This is a genomic window from Micromonospora chalcea, from assembly GCF_028768405.1.
Classification (GTDB): Bacteria; Actinomycetota; Actinomycetes; order Mycobacteriales; family Micromonosporaceae; genus Micromonospora; species Micromonospora chalcea.
Map to the genome: position 1 here is coordinate 725,778 of NZ_CP118233.1, position 20,276 is coordinate 746,053.

Genomic DNA, 20,276 nt, shown 5'->3' on the forward strand with positions numbered 1-20,276 from the left:
ATGAGCCGGCCGTACCTTCCGTCCCTGGTCCTACGCGATTACCTGCACACCGTGGCGACCCTCCACCCGCAACTGCGCGAGCTGCTCGACTTCGGCCGTCCCGGCGCGGACGCGGCCCTCGCGGAACTGGCCGGCACGGTCAGCGAGTTCGACACCGACTCCACCGGCCGGGGCGATTCCTATCGCCGGGCTCAGCGGGACACGCTCGTCCGCTGGACCGGTATGCGGCGGCTGCTGGACCTCGCCACGCCGGACGCAGCCGCTCCGGTCACGCTGATCCTCGACGTACTCGGCGGCGACGGCACGGTGGCCCGCGCCGCGGGCAGCCAGTCGGCCTGCTTCGAGTCCAAACTCGCATTCATCACCGGCGACCTGTCCGGCCACATGGTCGACAAGGCGCTCGCCCACGGCCTGCCCGCCGTCCGCCAGGCCGCGCACTTCCTGTTCCTGCGCGACGCCGGCGTGGACGCGGTGCTGCTGGCGTACGGCACGCACCACATCCCGGCGGCCCGGCGGCCGCAGGCGGTCGCGGAGGCGGCCCGGGTGGTCCGACCCGGCGGCCGGATCGTGCTGCACGACTTCGACGAGTCCAGCCCGATGGCCGGGTTCTTCGGCGAAGTGGTGCACCCGCACGCCGCCGGCGGCCACGACTACCGGCACTTCAGCCGCGCCGAGCTGACCGGCCTGTTCACCGCGGCCGGGCTGCCGGTACGCGTCCTCGACCTGTACGACCCGCTGATCGTGCGCGCCGACAGCGCCGAGTCCGCGTCCGCGGGCATGCGCGACTACGTCGGCGACATGTACGGCGTGCGCGACTACTTCGCGACGCTCACCGACGACGAGGTGTGGCAGCTGCTGACCCGCCACTTCGACCACACCCGTTACCTGGCCGGGATCGGCCGCGACGACCTGCCGGCCCGTCCGCTGGTCTACCGGGCCGACGGGCAGTTCGTGGCCGAGGTGCCCCGGATGGCGATCGTCGCGGTCGCGACGAGGACGCAGGTAGCGCCGTGACCGGCCCGAGCCACCTGACCGGCCCGCGCTACCTGACCGACCTGGTGCACCGGCCCGCCGGCGCCGGCGGCGACCGGCCCGCGATCGTCGGCCCGGACGGCGAGCTGAGCTACACCGCGCTGTGGGAGCGGGTCGGCGCGACGGCCGAGCTGCTGCGCCGCGCCCGCGTGCGGCCGGGTGACCTGGTGGGTCTCTACCTGCACCGGTCCGCCGACTATGTGACGTCGCTGCTGGCGACGCTCGCGGTGGGCGCGGTGGCGGTGCCGGTCGACCCCGAGCTGCCCTCCGGCCGGGCCGAGCAGATGCTCGCGGCGGCCGCGCCCCGGCTCGTCCTGTACGCCGACCGTCCGCCCGCCGTCGCCGCGCCCGCGTCGACCGGGTGGCGGGACGTGCGTACCGCGCGGGCCGGGTCGACGGCCGACCTGACCGATCGCACCGGCTGGCTGCCGCCGGGCGAGCACGCCGCGCTGGTGCTGTTCACCTCCGGCTCCACCGGCCGGCCGAAGGGCGTGGTGCTGCACCACGCCGGGCTGGTCAACCGGCTGGCCTGGGGTCACGAGTGGTTCGGCTTCGGCGCCGACGACCGGGTGCTGCACAAGGCGTCGATCGGATTCGACGCGTCGGTGCACGAGATCCTCTCCCCGCTGATCGCGGGCGGCACCGTGGTCGTCGCCGGGCCGGGCCTGCAGTTCGACAGCCTCGGGCTGGTCCGGCTGATCCAGCGGGAGGCGGTCACCACCGCGCACTTCGTACCGACCATGTTGCGGCACGTGCTCGACGAGCCGGAGTTCGCCGGCTGCCTCACGCTGCGGCGGGTGCTGTGCGGCGGCGAGGCGCTGGACATGCGGCTGGTCCGGCGGTTGCGCGAGGTGCTGCCGTGCGGGCTGTTCAACGGGTACGGCCCGAGCGAGACGTCGATCAACGTGTCCTACTGGGACTGCGCCGAGCCGTACGCGGGCAGCATCGCCCCGATCGGCCGGATCATCGACGGCGTCACCGCCCACGTGCTCGACGACGATCTGCGCCCGGTGCCCGAGGGCGGGACCGGCGAGCTGTGGATCGGCGGGGTCGCGGTCGGGCTGGGCTACCTGCGCGACGACGAGCGGACGGCGGAACGTTTCCGCGCCGACCCGGCGCGGCCGGGCGCGCGGCTCTACCGCACCGGCGACCTGGTCCGGGTCGCGCCGCAGGGCTTCCTGGAGTTCCGCGGCCGGGCCGACGACCAGGTCAAGATCCGGGGGGTCCGGGTGGAGCCGGGCGAGGTGGCCGCCGTGCTGCGCGAGCATCCGGCCGTGCACGACGCGGTGGTGGTGACGGTCCCGGACACCGACGACGGCCCCCGCCTGGTCGGGTACGTGGTGCCGCAGCCCCGGCAGGCCCCGGCGGTCGGCGGGCTGCCGCGCTTCCCGCTGCCGAACGGCATGGCGGTCACCGCGGCGTCGCCGGACGAGGCGGTCTTCCTCTACCGGCAGATCTTCGACCAGGCCGAGTACGCCCGCTTCGACGTCCGCGTCGGCGACGGCGCCGTGGTCGTCGACGTCGGCGCCAACATCGGGCTGTTCTCGCTCTGGGCGTCCCGGCAGGCGCGCGACGTGCGACTGGTGGCGGTCGAACCGAACCCGGATACCCTGCCGTACCTGCGCGCCAACCTCGGCCTCTACGCCGGGTCGGCGTCGGTCGTCGAGGCCGCCGTGACCGACGCGGCGGGCACCGCCGAGCTGACCTCGTTCCCCGAGCTGAGCTACCTGTCCGGCCTCGGCGCCGACCGGGCCGGCGTCGCCTCCGACCTGGTCCGGTCGCACTACCGCAACGGTGGCGGCGACGCCGACGAGACCGAACAGGCGGCGCTACTCGCGGACGCCCGCCGCCGCCTCGCCCCGGTGGCGCACGTGGTGCCGACGGTGACGCTGTCGGACCTGCTGGACCGCTTCGGGCTGGACCGCGTCGACCTGCTGAAGATCAACACCGAGGGCGCCGAGCTGAGCGTGCTGCGCGGGCTGCGCCCCGAGCACTGGCCCCGCATCCGCCAGGTCTGCCTGGAGGTCGAGCGCAGCAGCGTGACCACCCCGCTGGTGCGCGAGATGCTGTGCGCGGCCGGGTTCGAGGTCAACGACATCGGCGACTGGAACGTCGGCGCGGACGCCGACGTCAGCTACGTCTACGCCGTACGGCCGCAGGACCCGCCGCCCGCGGCGACGCCCCGGGACGAGCCCGCCGACCACCTGCTGACCACCGGGCTGCTCCAGGGCTACCTGGCCTCGGCGCTGCCGCCCGCGATGCGCCCGGACCAGATCGTCCTGGTCGACCGGCTGCCCCGCCTGCCCAACGGCAAGGTCGCGCGGCTGGAGCTGCCACCACCACCGCCCCGGCCTACCGGGCCTGCTGCGGAACCCGGCGGCGGCGCCCTCACCGACCGGCTGCGCGAGGCGTGGCGGGCCACGCTCGGCGTCGACGCGGTGCACGACGACGACACGTTCGTCGCGCTCGGCGGGCACTCGCTGACCGCGCTGCGGATTGCGCTGCGGGTACGGGAGATGGCCGGGCTGGAGGTGTCCCCGGCGAGCTGCCTGCGCGCCGGGTCGTTCGCCGACTGGGTCGACCGGGTCACGGAGGCGGGACGCGATGTCAGCCCGGTCCGCTGACACGCGGCACGTCGTCGTGGTGGGCGCCGGCCGGCTGGCCCGCTCGCTGTGCCACGCCCTGGCCGCGACGCCCACCCCGGCGCCGCTGCGCGTGACGGTCCTGGCCCGCGACCCGGACGCGGCGCTCGCGCTCGCCCGCGCCGCGCGGGTGCGCGCCACAGTCGCCGGAACCCCCGTCGCCGTCACCGCCCGGCCGTTCACCGCCGAACCCGGCGCCGACCCGGGGGAGGGGTACGCCGCCGACGCCGCCTCGATGGCCCGGCTCCGGCCCGACGTGCTGGTCTGCGCCGCGTCCGCGCAGTCGCCGTACGAGCGGGCGGCGGCGCCGTCGGCCTGGACGGACCTGATCGCCGCGGCCGGCTTCGGCGTGACGCTGGCATTGCAGGCCGAGCTGGTGTCCCGGCTGGCCGCCGCGCTGGCCGGCGGCGCGCCCGGCGCGACGCTCGTCAACGGCGCGTTCCCGGACGCGGTCAACCCGCTGCTCGCCGCACGGGACCTGCCGGTGCGCTGCGGCATCGGCAACGTGGCGACGCTCGCCGCGTGCCTGGACGCCGCGCTCGGCCGTCCCGGCCAGCGCCGCCTGGCGGTGCTCGGCCACCACGCCCACCTCGCTGCGCCCGGCCCGGACGACGAGGACACCGCCGAGGTACGCGCCTGGCTGGACGGCCGGCCCGTCCCGGACGTCACCGGGCTGCTCGCCGGCTACCGCGCGCTGCCCCGGCCGGAGCTGAACGCGCTCGCCGGGCACGCCGGGGCCGCCCTGGTGGCGGCGCTCGCCACCGGCGACGAGGTGACGGCGAGCCTGCCCGGGCCACTGGGACTGCCGGGCGGCTATCCGGTCCGGCTCACCGGCGGCCGGACCGAGCTGCGGCTGCCGGCCGAGCTGCCGATGGCGCAGGCGGTCGCCTGGAACACCGCCGCCGGGCGCCGCGACGGCGTCGAGGTCGGCGGCGGCCACGTCCGCTACCCGGAGCGCGCCCGGGCGGCGTTGGCGGCGTACCGGCCGGACCTGGCCGGCGGCTGGCACGCGAGCGAGCTGCCCGAGATCGCCTGCCGGTTCACCGCCCTGCGTGACCATCTGCGAACGGTGCCGCCGGCGCCGGCCCGGAGTGTGTTGGAGGAAGCCCGATGACCGTGACCACCCCGGCCACCCGCAACATGATCACCGACTACTACGACGTCATCGCGTCGGTGGTGCGCCGATGCGGCGCGGTCCCCGGCGACGCGCCCGGCACGCCCGGCTTCGCGCCCGGCTTCGACCTGCCCGAGCTGACCCCCGAGGTACGCGAGTTCTACGCCGCCGCCACGGTCAGCTGGTCCCCGCTGGGCCACTACGGCGGGCACGACCTGACGATGCTCGACCTGACCGCCAACCCGGGCACCCGGACCACGAAGACGTTCGCCTCGATGGTGATCGTCGCCCGCGCGGTGGAACACATCCGGCGTACCGGCGAGCGGCTGTGCATCGTCACCCCGACCTCCGGCAACAAGGGCGTCGCGCTGCGCGACTCGGTGGCCCGCGCGTACGCGGCCGGGCTGGTGACCCCGGAGCAGCTGTCCATCGTGGTGCTGGCGCCGGCGGCGACCCGGCACAAGTTCCGCCACGACGCGCTCGCCGACGATCCCGCGACCCGTGCGCTGAACCCGCTGCTGCGGTACACCGGCGCGGACCCGGAGGGCGTGAAGGCGCTCGGCCGCGCGTTCGTCGACGAGTACGCGGCCACCGCGTACGACAAGCGCGGAGTCACCCTCTGGTACACGCTCGACCTGCGCAACTACCTGGTCGCCGACGCCGCCCGGGCCGCCTTCGAAGCCGACGTGTCGCCCGCCGCCGGTTCCCGCTGGCACGCGCACGCCGTGTCCAGCGCGTTCGGCCTGCTCGGCTACAACCTGGGCCGCGACGTGCTGGAAGCGGCCGGCGACGCCGACCCGGCCGACCGGCCCGGTTTCCTGCTCGTGCAGCACCTCGGCACGCCGGACATGGTGCTCAGCCTGCGCCACGGCTCGTTCGAGCGGGACCACTGCCCGGCGTACACGCTCGACGAGAGCCGGGGCGTCTGGACGCAGGACGCCGACCTGCGCTTCCCGGCCGTCACCGACGACCCGGCCGAGGTGCTCGACCCGACGTTCTACACCCATCGCCCGGTGACCTCCCCGGCCATGAACGCGCTCATCGGACGGCACGGCGGCGACGGCATCGTGGTGTCGCGGCGCGAGTGCGTGCGGCGCTATCCGGTCGCCCGGCAGTGGCTCGCCGCCGCCGGTCTGACGCTGCCCGAGGACCCGGCCCGGCTGCGGGAGTGGTCGATCCTGATGGCGCTGACCGGCGTCTGCAACGCCGTCGACCGGGGCCTGGTGCCGGCCGGGTACGAGATCGTGGTGCACGGCACCGGCAGCTACTGCGACGACTTCCGGATCGCCGAGGCCGACGCCGAGGTGTCCACGCTCGCCGACGTGGTCGCCGCCGTCCTGGACCAGCGGTGAGCCCGTCTCCGCAGCCGCTCGGCCTGCCGCCGCGGCTCGCCGCCGGGGCGCGCGCCGCGGGCGTCGACCCGGCCGCCGTCGTCCTCACCGCCACCGCCCTGGTGGTACGCCGGTACACCGGAGCCCCCGCGGTGACGCTGCGGCACGGCGACGACCCGGTGACGCTCGACCTGACCGCCGACGCGCCGATCCGGGAGTTGTGCCGGTCGCTGTGCCCGGCGCCGCCGGACCACCCGGTCGACGCCACCGTCGAGGTGAGCCCCGACCTGGCCGGCGTCACCGTCTCCGGGCTGCCCGCCGCGTACGCCGACGACCTCCGCGCGGACCTGGCAGACGTCCTGTCCACGCTGGACCCGGACGCCTCGTCGGCGGGGTTGCTGCCGTCGGCCCGCTACGAGCGGCGTCCGGCGCCGGACCTGTGGCGGCTGCACGGTGGCGACGGCACCGAGGCCGATCGGGTCCGCGGCGACACCATCCCGGCCGCGTTCGCCGCGGCGGTGCGGGCGTACCCGGACAGGCCGGCGGTGCTCGCCGACGACGCGACGGTGACCTACCGGGAACTCGGCGCGGCAGTCGCCGCGACCGCCGAAGCGCTGGCCGGGCCGGGTGACGTCACGGCGCCGGTGGCGGTGCTGTGCCGCCACGGCGTCGCCACGATCACCGGCATCCTGGCGGCGCTGGCGTCGGGGGCGCCGTACGTGCCGCTGGACCCGGCGTACCCGGCGGCCCGGCTGGCCGCGATGCTGCGCGACGCAGGCGTCCGGGCGATCGTCGCGGACCCCGGCCACGCAGAGCGCGCCGCCACGCTCGCTGCCGCCGCCGGGCTGGAGCTGCCGGTCGTGTCGTTGCGCCGGGGCGAGGCCGGCGTGCCGGTGCCGGCCGGGCCCGCGCGCCCGGACGACCCGGCGTACGTGCTCTACACCTCCGGGTCCACCGGGAAGCCGAAGGGCGTGGTGCAGAGCCACCGCAACGTGCTGTTCGGCGTCCGCAACCACGTGCGCAACTTCGCCGTCCGGCCGGACGACCGCACGAGCGTGCTCACCTCGTTCGGCTACGACATGGCGGTCACCGACACGTTCGGCGCGCTGCTGTCCGGCGCCGCCGCCGTCCCGGTCGACGTCCGCACGCACGGCCTCGGCCACCTCACCGGTGCGCTCGCCGGCCGGGGCGTCACCGTCTACCACTCCACCCCGACCGTCTTCCGGTACGTGATGGCGAGCCTCGGCGAGCACGGGCGGCTGCCGTCGGTCCGTGCTGTCGTCCTCGGCGGCGAGGAGGTCACCCGGCACGACGTGACGCTGGCCCGGCGGTCGTTCGCGCCGGGCGTGGTGTTCGTCAACGGGTACGGCACCACCGAGATCAGCTTCGCCGCGCAGCACCACCTGCCGCCGGACGCCGACCCGGGGCGCGCAGTCGTGCCGATCGGGCACCCGCTGCCGGGCGTCGAGGTGGTGCTGACCGACCCGGCCGGACGCCCCGCCTGCCTCACCGGCGAGGTGGTCGTGCGGACCCCGCACGTCGCGCTCGGCTACCTGGACCTGCCGGAGCTGACCGCGGCCCGGTTCACCGAGCACGACGGGGTGCGCGCGTACCGGACCGGTGACATCGCGCGGCGGCTGCCCGACGGCACGCTCGTCTACCTGGGCCGTGGCGACCGGATGGTGAAGATCCGCGGCTACCGGGTGGAGCTGGGCGAGATCGAGGCGTGCCTGGCGGCGCTGCCGGGCGTGGCCCACGCGGCGGTGGTGGCGCGACGCGGTGCGTCCGGCGCGGGCGAGCAGGAGATCGTCGCGTACGTGGTCGGCGCCGCCGGTACGGTCGTCGAGCCGGGAGCGCTGCGGGAACGGCTGGCCGGTGTGCTGCCGGACTTCATGGTGCCCCGGGCGGTGGTGGCGGTGCCGGAGCTGCCGATCGGCCCGACCGGCAAGCTCGACCAGGCCGCCCTGCCCGACCCGGACGCCGGCTGCCCGGCCGCCGGAGGGCCGCACGCGGGGCAGCCGGCCGCCGACCGCCCGGATGCCGGGGGACCGCCGGCCGGGCCGGTCGAGCAGACCATCGCGGCGGGCTGGCGCACGGTGCTCGGACTGACCACTGTGGGCCGCCTGGTGAACTTCTTCGAGGCGGGCGGGCACTCGCTCCAGCTCGCCCTGGTGCAGGGGTACCTGGAGGAACACCTCGGCCGCCGGGTGCCGCTGGCCCGGCTGGTGGAGTTCCCGACGGTGGCGGCGCTGGCCGCGTACCTGGAGACGGCCGGGGACGCCGCGGGCGTACCGGAGGACGGCCGGCTGACCGCGGTCGGACGCCGGATGGCCCGCCGTGCCGCCGCGCGGGCCGCCGGCGGCGGGGAGGGACGGGCGTGAGCGAGGACGACCGGATCGCGGTGGTGGGCCTGGCCTGCCGGGTGCCCGGCGCGGACGACGCACCGGCGCTGTGGCGCAACCTGCTGTCCGGGGTGGACTCGGTGCGCCGGGTCCCGGCCGGGGAGGGCGCGCCGGGCGGACCGGACTGGGTGTCGGCGTTCGGCCGGCTCGACGACCTGGAGGGCTTCGACGCGGACCTGTTCGGCTATCCCGCCGCGGCGGCGGCGCTGCTCGACCCGCAGCACCGGCTGTTCCTGGAGGTCGCCTGGCACGCCCTGGAGGACGCCGCGATCGACCCGGACCGCGACCCGGCCCAGATCGGCGTGTTCGCCGGATGCGCGCCCAGCCGCTACCTGCACCACCACCTGCTCGGCAACCCCGCGCTGGCCCCGGCGGCCGGCACGCTCGCCGAGGACTGGGACGACGCGCTGACCGGCTCCGGCTGCGACTACCTGCCGACGCGCACCGCGTTCGCGCTGGGGCTGTCCGGCCCGGCCGTGGCGGTCCAGACCGCCTGCTCGACCTCGCTCGTCGCGGTGTGCCAGGCCGGGCAGAGCCTGCTGGACTACCGCTGCGACGTGGCGATAGCGGGCGGCGCGGCGGTGGTCTCGACGCGGCAGGCCGGTTACCGGCTGCGGCCGGGCGGGCTGCTGGCCACCGACGGGGTGTGCCGCCCGTACGACGCCGCCGCCACCGGGCAGGTGTTCGGCAACGGCGCCGGGGCGGTGGTGCTGAAGCGGCTCGCCGACGCCCGCGCCGACGGTGACCACGTGTACGCGGTGCTCGCCGGGTGGGCGGTGAACAACGACGGCGCCGCCCGGCCCGGCTTCACCGTGCCGGGTGTGTCCGGGCAGGCGGCGGTGCTGGCGGAGGCGTTGGCGTCGGTCGGCTGGGACGCGGCCGACGTGGGCTACCTGGAGGGGCACGGCACCGGCACCCCGGTGGGCGACGCGATCGAGGTGGACGCGCTGGCCCGGGTACGCCGGGGCGCCCGCGCTCCGCTGCTGCTCGGCTCGGTGAAGGGCAACCTCGGCAATCTGGACGCCGCGGCGGGCGTGATTTCCCTGATCAAGGCCGTGTACGCGGTCCGCGCCGGGCAGGTGCCGGGTACCGCGCACTTCACCGCCGCGCACGACGACGTCGACCTGGCCGCCGCGGGCGCCGAGGTGGACGCGCAGACTCGGCCCTGGGCCTACGAGCGCCGCGCGGGCGTCAGCTCGTTCGGTCTCGGCGGCACCAATGCGCACGTGCTGGTCGAGCCGGCGCCCGCGACGGACGCGCCGGACGCCGGGGCACCCGGCCCGGTGGTGCTGGGACTGTCCGCGGGCAGCCCGGCGGCGCTGCGGGAACTGGCCCGGCGGCTGGCCCTCCGGCTGGCCGACGGCGACCTGGCGGTGGCCGACGTGGCGCACACGCTCGCGGTGGGACGGCGGCGGCTGGCGTACCGGGACGCGGTCGCCTGCGCCGACGCGGGGGAGGCGGTGCGCCGGCTGACCGCGCTCGCGGCGGGCGACCCGGCCTCCGACGACGACGCCGCAGTCCGCGCCTGGCGCGCCGGTGACGAGCCGGCCGTCCCGCCGGGCCGGCGGGTGCCGCTGCCCGGCTACCCGTTCCGGCGGACCCGGCACTGGATCGAGGCACGACGATGACCGTCCGCGACGATCAGCGCGACCAGCAGGTCGGTCCCGAGCTGCCCTACCCGCAGGTGTGCCTGCCCGACCTGGTCGCGGCGCACGCCCGGCGGCGTCCCGGCGCCCCGGCCGTGGTGCAGGGCGACCTGGCGCTCAGCTACGCCGACCTGGTCGGCCGGGCCGCCGCGCTGGCCGCGTCGCTGCGCGTCCACGGCATCGGCGCGGACGACCTCGTCGGCGTCTGCGTGGACCGTCGCCCGGACCTGGTGGTCGCGCTGCTCGGCGTGCAGGCGGCCGGCGCCGGGTACGTCCCGCTCGACCCGGCGCTGCCGCCCGGACGGTTGCGCGAGCTGGCCGCCGAGGCCCGGCTGCGCGTCGTCGTTGGTACGCCCGCCGCCGAGGCGTTCACCGGACGCACCGTGCTGGACGTCCCCACCGGCACCGCGCCCTGGCAGCCGACACCGGCGACGCTCGGCACCACCGCGTACGCGATGTTCACGTCCGGGTCGACCGGGCAGCCGAAGGGCGCGGTGATCGAGCACCGGGCGCTGACCGAGAAGGTCACCTCGATCGCGGAGTTCTCCGGGTTCGACACGGCGACCCGGTGCCTGGCGTTCGCCTCGATCGGGTTCGACGCGTCGGTGGTCGACATGCTCGCCCCGCTCGCCGCCGGGGGCACCGTCGTGCTCGCCGGTGACGCCGAGCGGGCCGACCCGACCCGGCTCTACCGGATCTGTGCCGAGCAGGCGGTCGACGTGGTGGTGCTGCCGCCGCCGATCCTGCCGCTGCTGGACCCGGTCCGGCTGCCCGGCGTGCGGCTGGTCGTCACCGGCGGCGAGGCCACCGGCCCGGAACAGGTCGGCCGCTGGACCGCCGGCGGGCGCCGCTTCGTCAGCGTGTACGGCCCGACCGAGGCGACGGTGCTGGTGACCTGGTTCGAGGGCAGCGGCGACTGGACCCGGCCCATCCCGATCGGCCGGCCCGCCGCCAACCACCGCATCCACCTGGTCGACGACGAGCTGCGCGAGGTCGGCCCGGGGGAGATCGGCGAGGTGCTCGCCGGTGGGCCCGGGCTCGGCCGCGGATACCTCTTCGACGCCGCCCGCACGGCGGAACGGTTCCTCCCGGACCCGTTCTCCGGAAAGCCCGGGGAGCGGCTCTACCGCACCGGTGACCTGGCCCGGTGGCTGCCGGACGGGAGCCTGGAGTTCCTCGGCCGGGCCGACCGGCAGGTGAAGATCCGCGGGCAGCGGATCGAGCTGGGCGAGGTCGAGGCGGTGCTGCGCCGCCACCCGGACGTCGACCTGGCCAGCGTCCAGGTCCGCGCCGGCGCCGGCGGTCAGGAACTCGTCGCGTACGTGGCGACCGGCCTGGACACCGCCGAGCTGCGTGACTACTGCGCCCGGCTGCTGCCGCCCGCCGCCGTACCGGCCCGGATGCACACCATGCCCGCGCTGCCGATCACCATCAACGGCAAGATCGACACCGAGCGGCTGGCCGCGCTCGACCTGGCCGGACCGGCTCCCGTGCCGTCCGGCGAGCCGCCCGCCACCGACACCGAACGCCTCGTCGCGCAGGCGTGGGCGGCGCTGCTGGACGTGCCCGCGGTCGGCCGCGACGACGACTTCTTCCACCAGGGCGGGCACTCCATCACCGCGATGCGGCTGGTCGCCGACCTGCGCGAGCGGCTGGGCCGCGACCTCGCCATCGAGGACGTGCTGGTCGGGCGGACGCCACGCGGCATCGCCGCCCGCGCCGACGCCGCCGCCGGAACCGGCCCGGCCGACGCCGCCGTCCGGGGACGGCCACCGGCGCTGTCCCCGGCACAGCAGCGGCTGTGGTTCCTCGACCGCTACTTCCCGGCCGCCGCGTCGGCGTACAACGTCGCGTTCGCCGAACGGATCACCGGCCCGCTCGACGTGGCGGCGCTCGCCACGGCGCTCACCGCCGTCGCGGACCGCCAGCAGGTCCTGCGCTGGCGCATCCCGGAGCGCGACGGCGTGCCGTACGCGGTCGCCGACCCGTCCACACCGGTGCCGCTGCCGGTACGCGACCTCGCCCCGGGCACCGACCTCGCCGGCCACCTCGCGGCGAGCGCCGCCACACCGTTCGCGCTGGGCACCGACACGCTGTGGCGGGCCGAGCTGATCCGCACCGGCGACGGCGAGCACGTGCTGGCCGTCTACGCCCACCACGCCGTGTTCGACGGCTGGTCGCAGTCGCTGTTCTACGCCGACCTGGCCGCCGCGTACCGGGCCGCGCTCGGGGACGGGCCGCCGCTGCCGCCGCTGCCCGCCACGTACGGCGACTACGTGGCCTGGCGCGCCGACCGTGCCCGGCGTCGCGCCGCCGCCGACCTCGACTGGTGGCTGGACCATCTGACCGGGGCGCCGGTCGTGCTGAGACTCCCCGGTGGACGGGACCGGCCGGCCGAACAGACGTACACCAGCGCGACGGTGCGTACCCGGCTGGACCGGGCCGCCACTGCCGCGCTCACCGACCTCGCCGCCGGGCTCGGCGCGACGCCGGCGGCCGCCGTGCTCGCCGCGTTCGCGCTGGTGCTGGCCCGGCGTACCGGCCTGCCCGACCTGGTGGTCGGCACCCCCACGGTGGACCGGCGGGCCGCCGACTTCGAGGCGATGGTCGGCTTCTTCATCGAGATCGCGCCGCTGCGGCTGCGCCGGACGCCCGGGGCCGGCTTCGCCGCGCACGTCCGCGCCGCCTGGGAGGAACTGCTCGCCGCGCTCGCCCACCCGGAGGCGCCTGTCGAACGCATCGTCGGCGGCCTCGGGCTGGGCGGCCTGCTCGACCGCAGCCCGCTGGTGCAGGTGCTGTTCAACATGTACACGTTCGACGAACCCCGGCTGGACCTGGCCGGGCTGTCCGCCGAGCCGGTGCCGGTGCCCGCACCCGGCTCACCGTTCGACCTGACGCTCTACGGCATCACCCGGGACGGGCGGCTGCGCGTGGAGATCGTCTTCAACCCGGACGTCTACGGCGAGGCCCTGATCACCGACGTGCTCGCCGACGTCGAGCGGTTGCTGCGGGCCGGCGTCGCCGACCCGGAGCGGCCGGTGGCCGAGCTGCCCGCCTGGACCGCCGTCCCGGCCGGAACGGCCGACGACGTGCCCCGGGCCGCCCGGATGAACCGGGCCGGAGGCCGCGCCGGGGTGCCCGCCGCCCGCCCGGCCACCGCCACCGAGCGGCGGATCGCCTCGGTCTGGTGCGACGTGCTCGGCGTACCGGAGGTGGCCGCGACGGACAGCTTCTTCGACGTCGGCGGCGGCTCGCTCGCGGTCGCGGTCGTGCAACGGCAGCTCAACCGGCTGCTCGGCACAAATTTGCGGGTCGTGGACCTGTTCCACCACCCGACCGTCCGCGCGCTCGCCGCGCACCTGGACAGCCTCGGTGCGCCCTCGTCCGGCGAGGACGCCGAGGACGAGGCGGTGGCACGCGCGGCGCGCCGGGGCGCGCTACGCCGCCAGCGGGTCCAGCGCCGCCCGGTGGTGGAGGAGGAGCCGCGGTGACGTACCTGGTCCCCCTCGGCGACACCGGCTGGTCGGTGTGGCGGGACGTGCTGCTGCGCAGCGCCGGGTTCCCCGCCGACGGACTGGACCGGTTCGCCGCGCCGGACTGCGCCGACGCCGCCGACCGGCATCTGTCCGGCGAGCTGGACGAGACGGCTTTCAGCGCCGCGTACGGCACCGCCGTCCGGGCTACGTCGGCGGCGCTGTGCGGGATCGCCGCCGACCCGCTGTTCCGCGAGGCCGTCGCCTGGCAGAACCCGGAGGCGCTGGTGGCGCTGGACGGGCTGCTCCGCGACGGCCCGGACGCACCCCGCAACGTGCGCCGCCGGGGCCGGGAGAACGTCGTCGCCGGGTACTGGCAGCGCTACGTCGCCAAGTGCGAGACCATCGGCTTCTTCGGGCCGGTGTGCTGGGGCACCGTGGCACCTGGTGCGCCCGGCGTCACCGCCGTGCCCGGCCCCGGACTGCTCCGCCGCCGCGCCGTCCACCTCGAACACTGGGCGCTCGCCGCGTACGCGGACCGGCTGGCCGCCGACCCGCAGGTCCGGCAGTGGCTGGCCCCGGTCCGGGCGCCGCACGTCCACCTGGCGGACCGGGTCGTGCACCGGCCGGCCCAGCGCCCGGAACCGGTGTCGCTGAGCGAGTCGATCGCGCTGTGCCGGTGCGACGGCACCCGCCCGGCCCGGGACGTCGTCGACGACCTGGTGCGCGACGGGCAGACCGGCGTGCGCCGCGCCGCAGAGGGGTTCCTGCTGCTCGCGCAGCTCGTCGAGCGAGGGCTGCTGCGCTGGGACTTCGACCTGCCGCAGGGCTTCGCCGCGCAGGAGCACCTGCGGGAGCGGATCGCCGCGATCGGTGACCGGGAGTGCCGCGCGCGGGCGCTGGCCGGGCTGGACCGGCTGGCCGCCGCCCGCACCCGGGTCGCCGACGCCGCCGGTGACCCGGCCGCGCTTCCCGCCGCGCTGTCCGCGCTGGACGCCGAGTTCATCGCGCTCACCGGGTTGCCGCCGCGCCGCCGGGCCGGGCAGAACTACGCCGGGCGGGCGCTGTGCCACGAGGAGACCGCACGCGACGTGGACCTCACCGTCGGCGGCGGCCTGCTCGACTCCCTGGCCCCGGCGCTGGACCTGCCGCTGCGGGCGGCGCGCTGGCTCACCGCCGAACTGGCCACGGCGTACGGCGACGCGCTGCGCGACCTGTACGACGACCTCGGCGGCGACGGGCCGGTCCGGCTCGGTGACCTGTGGTTCGTCGCGCAGGGGCCGCTGTTCGGGCCCGGTGACCGGCCGGTGGACCGGGTCGCGGCAGAGTTCGCCGCCCGCTGGGAGCGGGTGCTCGGACTGGCCGGACTGCCCGCCGGGACGTCCCGGGTGGAGTTCGGCGCGGCCGAGCTGGCGCCCCTGGTGGCCGACGCGTTCCCGGCCGGCCGTCCCGGCTGGAGCGCGGGCCGGGTGCACAGCCCCGACCTGCAACTGTTCGCCGAGTCACCCGAGGCGCTGGCCGCCGGCGAGTTCGGGGCGGTGCTCGGCGAGTTGCACGCCGCGTACGCCACGTTCAACGCCGAGCTGTTCACCCACTGCCACCCCGACGTGGACCGGCTGCGGCGCGCGTACGCGGCCGACCTGGGCCCGGGACGGCTGCGCCCGCTCTACCCGGTCGACTTCCCCCGCGTCGGCGGGCGGTTGTCCGCGTCCCTGCACGGGCCGGACGACCACCGGCTCGCGTTCGCCGACGCGCCCGGCGCGCCGCGCGACCGGCTCGTGCCGGCGAACGCGGCGATCGTGTCCGAGGTGGACGGCGTGCTGGTGGCGACCGGCCCGGACGGCACGCGCTGGCCGCTGGTCGAGGTGTTCTCCGACCTGATCGCGGTGCACGCCGGCGACGCGTTCAAGCTGATGACCGACCGCCCGCACAGCCCCCGGGTGACAGTCGACCGGCTGGTGCTGGCGCGGGAGACCTGGCGCACCACGGTCGGGGCGACCGGCCTGGCCGACGCCGTCGACCAGGCGCGGCGCTACCTCGCGGTACGCCGGTGGCGGACCGCGCTGGGCCTGCCGGAGCGGGTCTTCGTCCGGGTGGCCACCGAACTCAAGCCCACCTACGTGGACCTGACCAGCCCGCTCTACGCCAACCGGCTCTGCCTGCTGCTGCGCGCCGCCCGGCGGTCCGGCGGCGACGACGTGACGGTGACCGTGTCGGAGCTGCTGCCCGCGCTCGGGCAGGCGTGGCTGCCCGACCGCGCGGGCCGCCGCTACGTCAGCGAACTGCGCCTGCACATCAGCGATTCGGCCGAGCCGGAGGTCATGGCGTGAACGAGACAGTGGAGCCGATCGCGATCGTCGGGCTCAGCCTGCGCGTGCCGGGGGCGGCGTCGGCGGAGGAGTTCTGGCGCAACCTGGTCGTCGGCGCCGAGTCGCTCACCCGGTTCACCCGAGCGGAGCTGCTGGCCCGGGGCGTCCCGGCGGAGCAGCTCGACGACCCGGCGTACGTGCCGGTGGCCGCCGTGCTCGACGGCGTGGACCGGTTCGACGCGGAGCTGTTCGGGCTGAGCCCCCGCGACGCGGAGCTGACCGACCCGCAGCAGCGGCTGTTCCTGGAGCACGCGCACGCCGCGCTCACCGACGCGGGCTGCGACCCGGCCCGCTACGACGGCGAGATCGGCGTGTACGCGGGCGGCAACGCCGACCTGTACCAGTGGCTCAACGTCCGGCGGAACCCGCGGGCGCTCGCGGACGCCGGTGAGCTGCGCGTGTCGCTCGGCAACAAGCCGGACTACCTGGCCAGCACCGTCGCGTTCCGGCTCGGCCTGCGCGGCCCGGCGATGACGGTGCAGACCGCCTGCTCGTCGTCGCTCGTCGCGGTGCACCTGGCTGCCGAGGCGCTGCGCAGCGGCGAGTGCGACACGGCGCTGGCCGGCGGCGTGTGCGTGGAACTGCCGCACGGCGTCGGGTACGTCGCCGACGAGGGCTACACCTCCGCCGACGGGCACTGCCGCCCGTTCGACGCGGACGCCGACGGCACCGTCTACGGCAGCGGCGTCGGCGTGGTCGTGCTCAAGCGGCTCTCCGACGCGCTCGCCGACGGCGACGACATCCGGGCGCTGGTCATCGGCAACGCGGTGAACAACGACGGCTCGGCCAAGGCGAGCTTCACCGCGCCGAGCGTCACCGGTCAGGTGGAGGTGGTCACGCAGGCGCTCGCGGTGGCCGGCGTCGCCCCGCGTTCGGTCGGGTACGTCGAGGCGCACGGCACCGGCACCGTCCTCGGCGACTCGATCGAGCTGGCGGCGCTGAGCACGGCGTACGGGCGGCGCACCGCCGAGCGCGGCTGGTGCGGCGTCGGCTCCACGAAGGCCAACATCGGTCACCTCAGCGCGGCCGGCGGCGTGATCGGCCTGATCAAGACCGTGCTGTCGATGCGGCACCGGCTCATCCCGCCCACCGTCAACCACGACCGGCGGCACCCGGACATCGACATCGAGGCGAGCCCGTTCTACGTGGTGTCCACGCTGACCAAGTGGGAGCCCGAGGACCAGCGGCCGCTGCGGGCCGGCGTCAGCTCGCTCGGCCTCGGCGGCACCAACGCGCACCTGGTGCTCCAGGAGGCGCCGCCGCGCGTACCCCCGGAGCCGGATCACGGCGGCGGCGAGCTGCTCCAGGTGTCCGCCGCGACCCCCGACGCGCTGGCCGCCGCGTGTGCCCGGCTGGCCGAGCGGCTCACCGGCGCGCCCGATGTGGGGCTGCGCGACGTGGCGTACACGTTGCGGGAGGGCCGGCCGGCGTACCGGCACCGGGCCGCCGTCGTCGCTGTCGACCGGGCCCGGGCGGCGGCGGCGCTCACCGACCCGAAACGCCGGGCCGCCGGGGACGCCGCGACGCCGCCCCGGGTGGGCCTGCTCCTGCCCGGGCAGGGCGCGCAGCACCCCGGCATGGGCGCGCACCTGGCCGCTACCGAGCCGGTGTTCGCCGCCGCCGTGGACGAGTGCGCCGCGATCCTCGGCTGGGACGCGGGCGAAATGATCTTCGACGCCGGACCGGGCGCGGACGAGCGGCTGGCCGGACCGGCGGTGGCGCAGCCCGCGCTGTTCGCCGTCGAGTACGCGCTCGCGGCGCTGTGGCGGCACTGGGGCGTCACGCCCGCCGCGATGATCGGCCACTCCGTCGGCGAACTGGTCGCCGCCACTGTGGCCGGGGTGTTCGACCTGCCGGACGCGCTGCGGCTCGCCGCCGCCCGGGGCCGCCTCGTGCAGGCCGCGCCGGAGGGCCGGATGCTCGCCGTGCAGCGCGGCGCCGACGAGATCGCGCCGCTGCTGCCCGACGGTGTCGCGGTGGCGATCACCAACGGCCCGCACACCTGCGTGGTGGGCGGCGCGCCGGAACCGGTCGCCGCCGCCGAGGTCCTCCTGCGCGAACGCGGCATCGGCTGCACGCCGCTGCGGTCGCCGTACGCGATGCACGTGCCGCTGCTGACGGCGGTGCGCGACGAGTTCGCGGCGCTCGTGGCGGCGGTGCCGCGCCGGGCGCCGGACCTGCCGGTGTTCTCGGCCGCGACCGCCGCGCCGTTCACCGACGAGCAGATCACCGACCCGGCGTACTGGGCCGACCAGCTCTGCCGGCCGGTGCGGTTCGGCGCCACAGTGGCCGCGCTCGCCGCGACCGGCGCCGCCGACGACTGGCTGCTGCTGGAGTGCGGCCCCGGCCGGCAGCTCGCCGGTCTGGCCCGGCTGAGCCTGCCGGCGGGAGCCCGGGCGCCGCTGCGCACGCTGCCCGCGCCGGGGGAGCGGCTGACCGGCAGGCAGACCGCGTACGAGGCGGCGGGCCGGCTGTGGACGGCCGGGGTGCCGGTGCGACTGCCCGCCTCCGGCACGCCGCGCCGGGTGCCGCTGCCCGGCTACCCGTACCAGCGCGCCCGGCACTGGATCGACCCGGAGCCGGCGGCCGCGCCCGCCGGACCGGCCACCGACGAGCGGTACGACGACGGCGTGGTCGAGGTGCCGGTCTGGGGTCAACTGCCCGACGCCGCTCCCGTCGAGGCGCCCGGCCCGCTGCTGTTGTTCGCCGCAGGGGAGCGCGGCACGGCGCTCGCGGACCGGCTGCGCGAGCGCGGCGTGGACGTCACGGTGGTACGTCCCGGACCGGCCTTCGCGGTCCGCCCGGACGGCTACCGGCTGCGCCCGGCCAGCGTCGCCGACCACCAGCGCCTGCTCGACGAGTGCGCCGACGACGGCCGGGCCGCCCGGATCGTGCACGCGTGGGCGCTCGACGGCGACCCGGCCGGCCCGGACGCCGACGCCGTGGCGGCGGCCCAGGAACACGGGTACCTCGCGCTGCTGACGCTGCTGGAGGCGTTGCCTGCCGCCGACGTGGCGCTGGACGTGGTGACCGCCGGGACGGCCGACGTGACCGGATCCGACCTGCTGCGCCCGGAACATGCCACAGTCGCCGGGGCGGTGCGCTCGGTGCCGCTGGAACGTCAGGGACTGCGTTGCCACTGGGTCGACGCCGACCCGGCCGACCCGGGCGCGGACGCGCTGGCGGACGAACTGCTCGGCGCCGAGCGGGCCGACGCGGTCGCGCTGCGGCTGGGCGGGCGCCGCTGGACACGCGGGTTCACGGCCGCGCCGGCGCGCCGGCGTACCGGGCCGGCACTGCGCGACGGCGGGCGCTACCTGATCACCGGCGGACCGGGCCGGATCGGCGGGGCGTTCGCCGCCGAACTGGCCCGCCGGGGCGCGCGGCTGGTGCTGGTCGGCCGGACCGCCCGGCCGGACCTGGTCGAGGCGCTGGAACGGGCCGGGGCGCAGGTCCGCCACGTGCGCGCCGACGTGACAGACGTGGACGCGCTGCGGGCGGTACGCGCCGACATCGAGGACGACCTCGGCGGACTCGACGGCATCGTGCACGCCGCACGGCTGCCCGACACCGGACTGTCCACCGGGTCGCGGCCGGCCGAGGCGACAGCCGAACTGCTGCCGAAGGTCACCGGCGCGCTGGCGCTGCGTGCGGTCTTCGGCGACATGCCGCTCGACTTCGTGCTGCTCAGCTCCTCGGTGACCGCGCTCGCCGGTGGCCTGGGCCGCGCCGACGACACGGCCGCCAACGCGTTCCTCGACGCGTACGCGCGCAGCCCGCACGGCTGGCGGTCGCCGGTGCTGTCGGTGGCCTGGGGCGCGTGGCGGGAGGAGGGCGTACCCGACCACGACGGGCTGGCCCCGGAAGCGGCGGTGCGGGCGGCGCTGCGGGTCCTCGCCGAGGGGCGGACCGGCTCGGTGGCGATCGGCGCCTACACGGTGGGGGCGGTCGCCGGGCACGAGCGGCGGCTCGCCGCGACCACGGCGGCCACCGCCTCGACGGTGACCGCCGCCGACGGCGACCTGCAGGACACCGTCGCCCGGATCTGGCGTGACGTGCTGGGCGTGGCCGAGGTCGGCCCGCACGACGACTTCTTCCGGCTCGGCGGCACCTCGCTCGTGGCCGCGCAGCTGGTGCTGCGGATCCGGCAGGCGGTGGGCGCCCGGCTGTCCATGCGGGTGCTGTTCGACGCGCCCACCGTCGCGGCGATGGCCGCCCGGATCGAGTCGCTGCGCGCCGCCCCGTCCGCCTCCGCATCTGCCGAGGC

Annotated in this window: 9 protein-coding genes (1 of these 9 only partly in view); all 9 read left to right on the plus strand. The window is 76.8% G+C overall.

Annotated elements, in window-relative coordinates; genetic code table 11:
* Tightly spaced (each overlapping or abutting the next), the 9 genes in view from PVK74_RS03420 to PVK74_RS03460 form a layout consistent with a single transcriptional unit that may run on beyond the window.
* Positions 1-1,014 carry a class I SAM-dependent methyltransferase gene (locus tag PVK74_RS03420; protein WP_043330251.1) on the plus strand — a complete coding sequence of 338 codons (1,014 nt, stop codon included), beginning with the start codon at positions 1-3 and terminating at the stop codon, positions 1,012-1,014.
* Complete coding sequence (locus PVK74_RS03425) at positions 1,011-3,656, plus strand: amino acid adenylation domain-containing protein (protein ID WP_274478146.1); 2,646 nt, start codon at positions 1,011-1,013, stop codon at positions 3,654-3,656. Before PVK74_RS03420 ends, PVK74_RS03425 begins: the two co-directional genes overlap by 4 nt.
* Positions 3,637-4,788, plus strand: coding sequence for a potassium transporter TrkA (locus tag PVK74_RS03430; protein WP_210887497.1), 1,152 nt, complete (start codon positions 3,637-3,639; stop codon positions 4,786-4,788). Before PVK74_RS03425 ends, PVK74_RS03430 begins: the two co-directional genes overlap by 20 nt.
* The gene (locus PVK74_RS03435; protein WP_274478148.1) at positions 4,785-6,140 is read left to right on the plus strand and encodes a DUF6002 family protein; all 1,356 of its coding nucleotides are present in this window, start codon (positions 4,785-4,787) and stop codon (positions 6,138-6,140) included. Before PVK74_RS03430 ends, PVK74_RS03435 begins: the two co-directional genes overlap by 4 nt.
* Positions 6,137-8,500 carry a non-ribosomal peptide synthetase gene (locus tag PVK74_RS03440; RefSeq protein ID WP_274478149.1) on the plus strand — a complete coding sequence of 788 codons (2,364 nt, stop codon included), beginning with the start codon at positions 6,137-6,139 and terminating at the stop codon, positions 8,498-8,500. The genes PVK74_RS03435 and PVK74_RS03440 overlap by 4 nt, the downstream gene beginning before the upstream one ends.
* Positions 8,497-10,149: a polyketide synthase gene (locus PVK74_RS03445; protein ID WP_274478150.1), complete on the plus strand. Its 1,653-nt coding sequence runs from the start codon at positions 8,497-8,499 to the stop codon at positions 10,147-10,149. The genes PVK74_RS03440 and PVK74_RS03445 overlap by 4 nt, the downstream gene beginning before the upstream one ends.
* Positions 10,146-13,658 carry an amino acid adenylation domain-containing protein gene (locus PVK74_RS03450; RefSeq protein WP_274478151.1) on the plus strand — a complete coding sequence of 1,171 codons (3,513 nt, stop codon included), beginning with the start codon at positions 10,146-10,148 and terminating at the stop codon, positions 13,656-13,658. Before PVK74_RS03445 ends, PVK74_RS03450 begins: the two co-directional genes overlap by 4 nt.
* Positions 13,655-15,970, plus strand: a complete 2,316-nt coding sequence (locus tag PVK74_RS03455; RefSeq protein ID WP_274478152.1) for a lantibiotic dehydratase — start codon at positions 13,655-13,657, stop codon at positions 15,968-15,970. Before PVK74_RS03450 ends, PVK74_RS03455 begins: the two co-directional genes overlap by 4 nt.
* Positions 15,967-20,276: the 5' portion of a type I polyketide synthase gene (locus tag PVK74_RS03460; RefSeq protein WP_274478153.1), read on the plus strand. It continues 40 nt past the right edge of the window; only the first 4,310 of its 4,350 coding nucleotides appear in the window; it begins with the start codon at positions 15,967-15,969; its stop codon lies beyond the right edge, outside the window. The genes PVK74_RS03455 and PVK74_RS03460 overlap by 4 nt, the downstream gene beginning before the upstream one ends.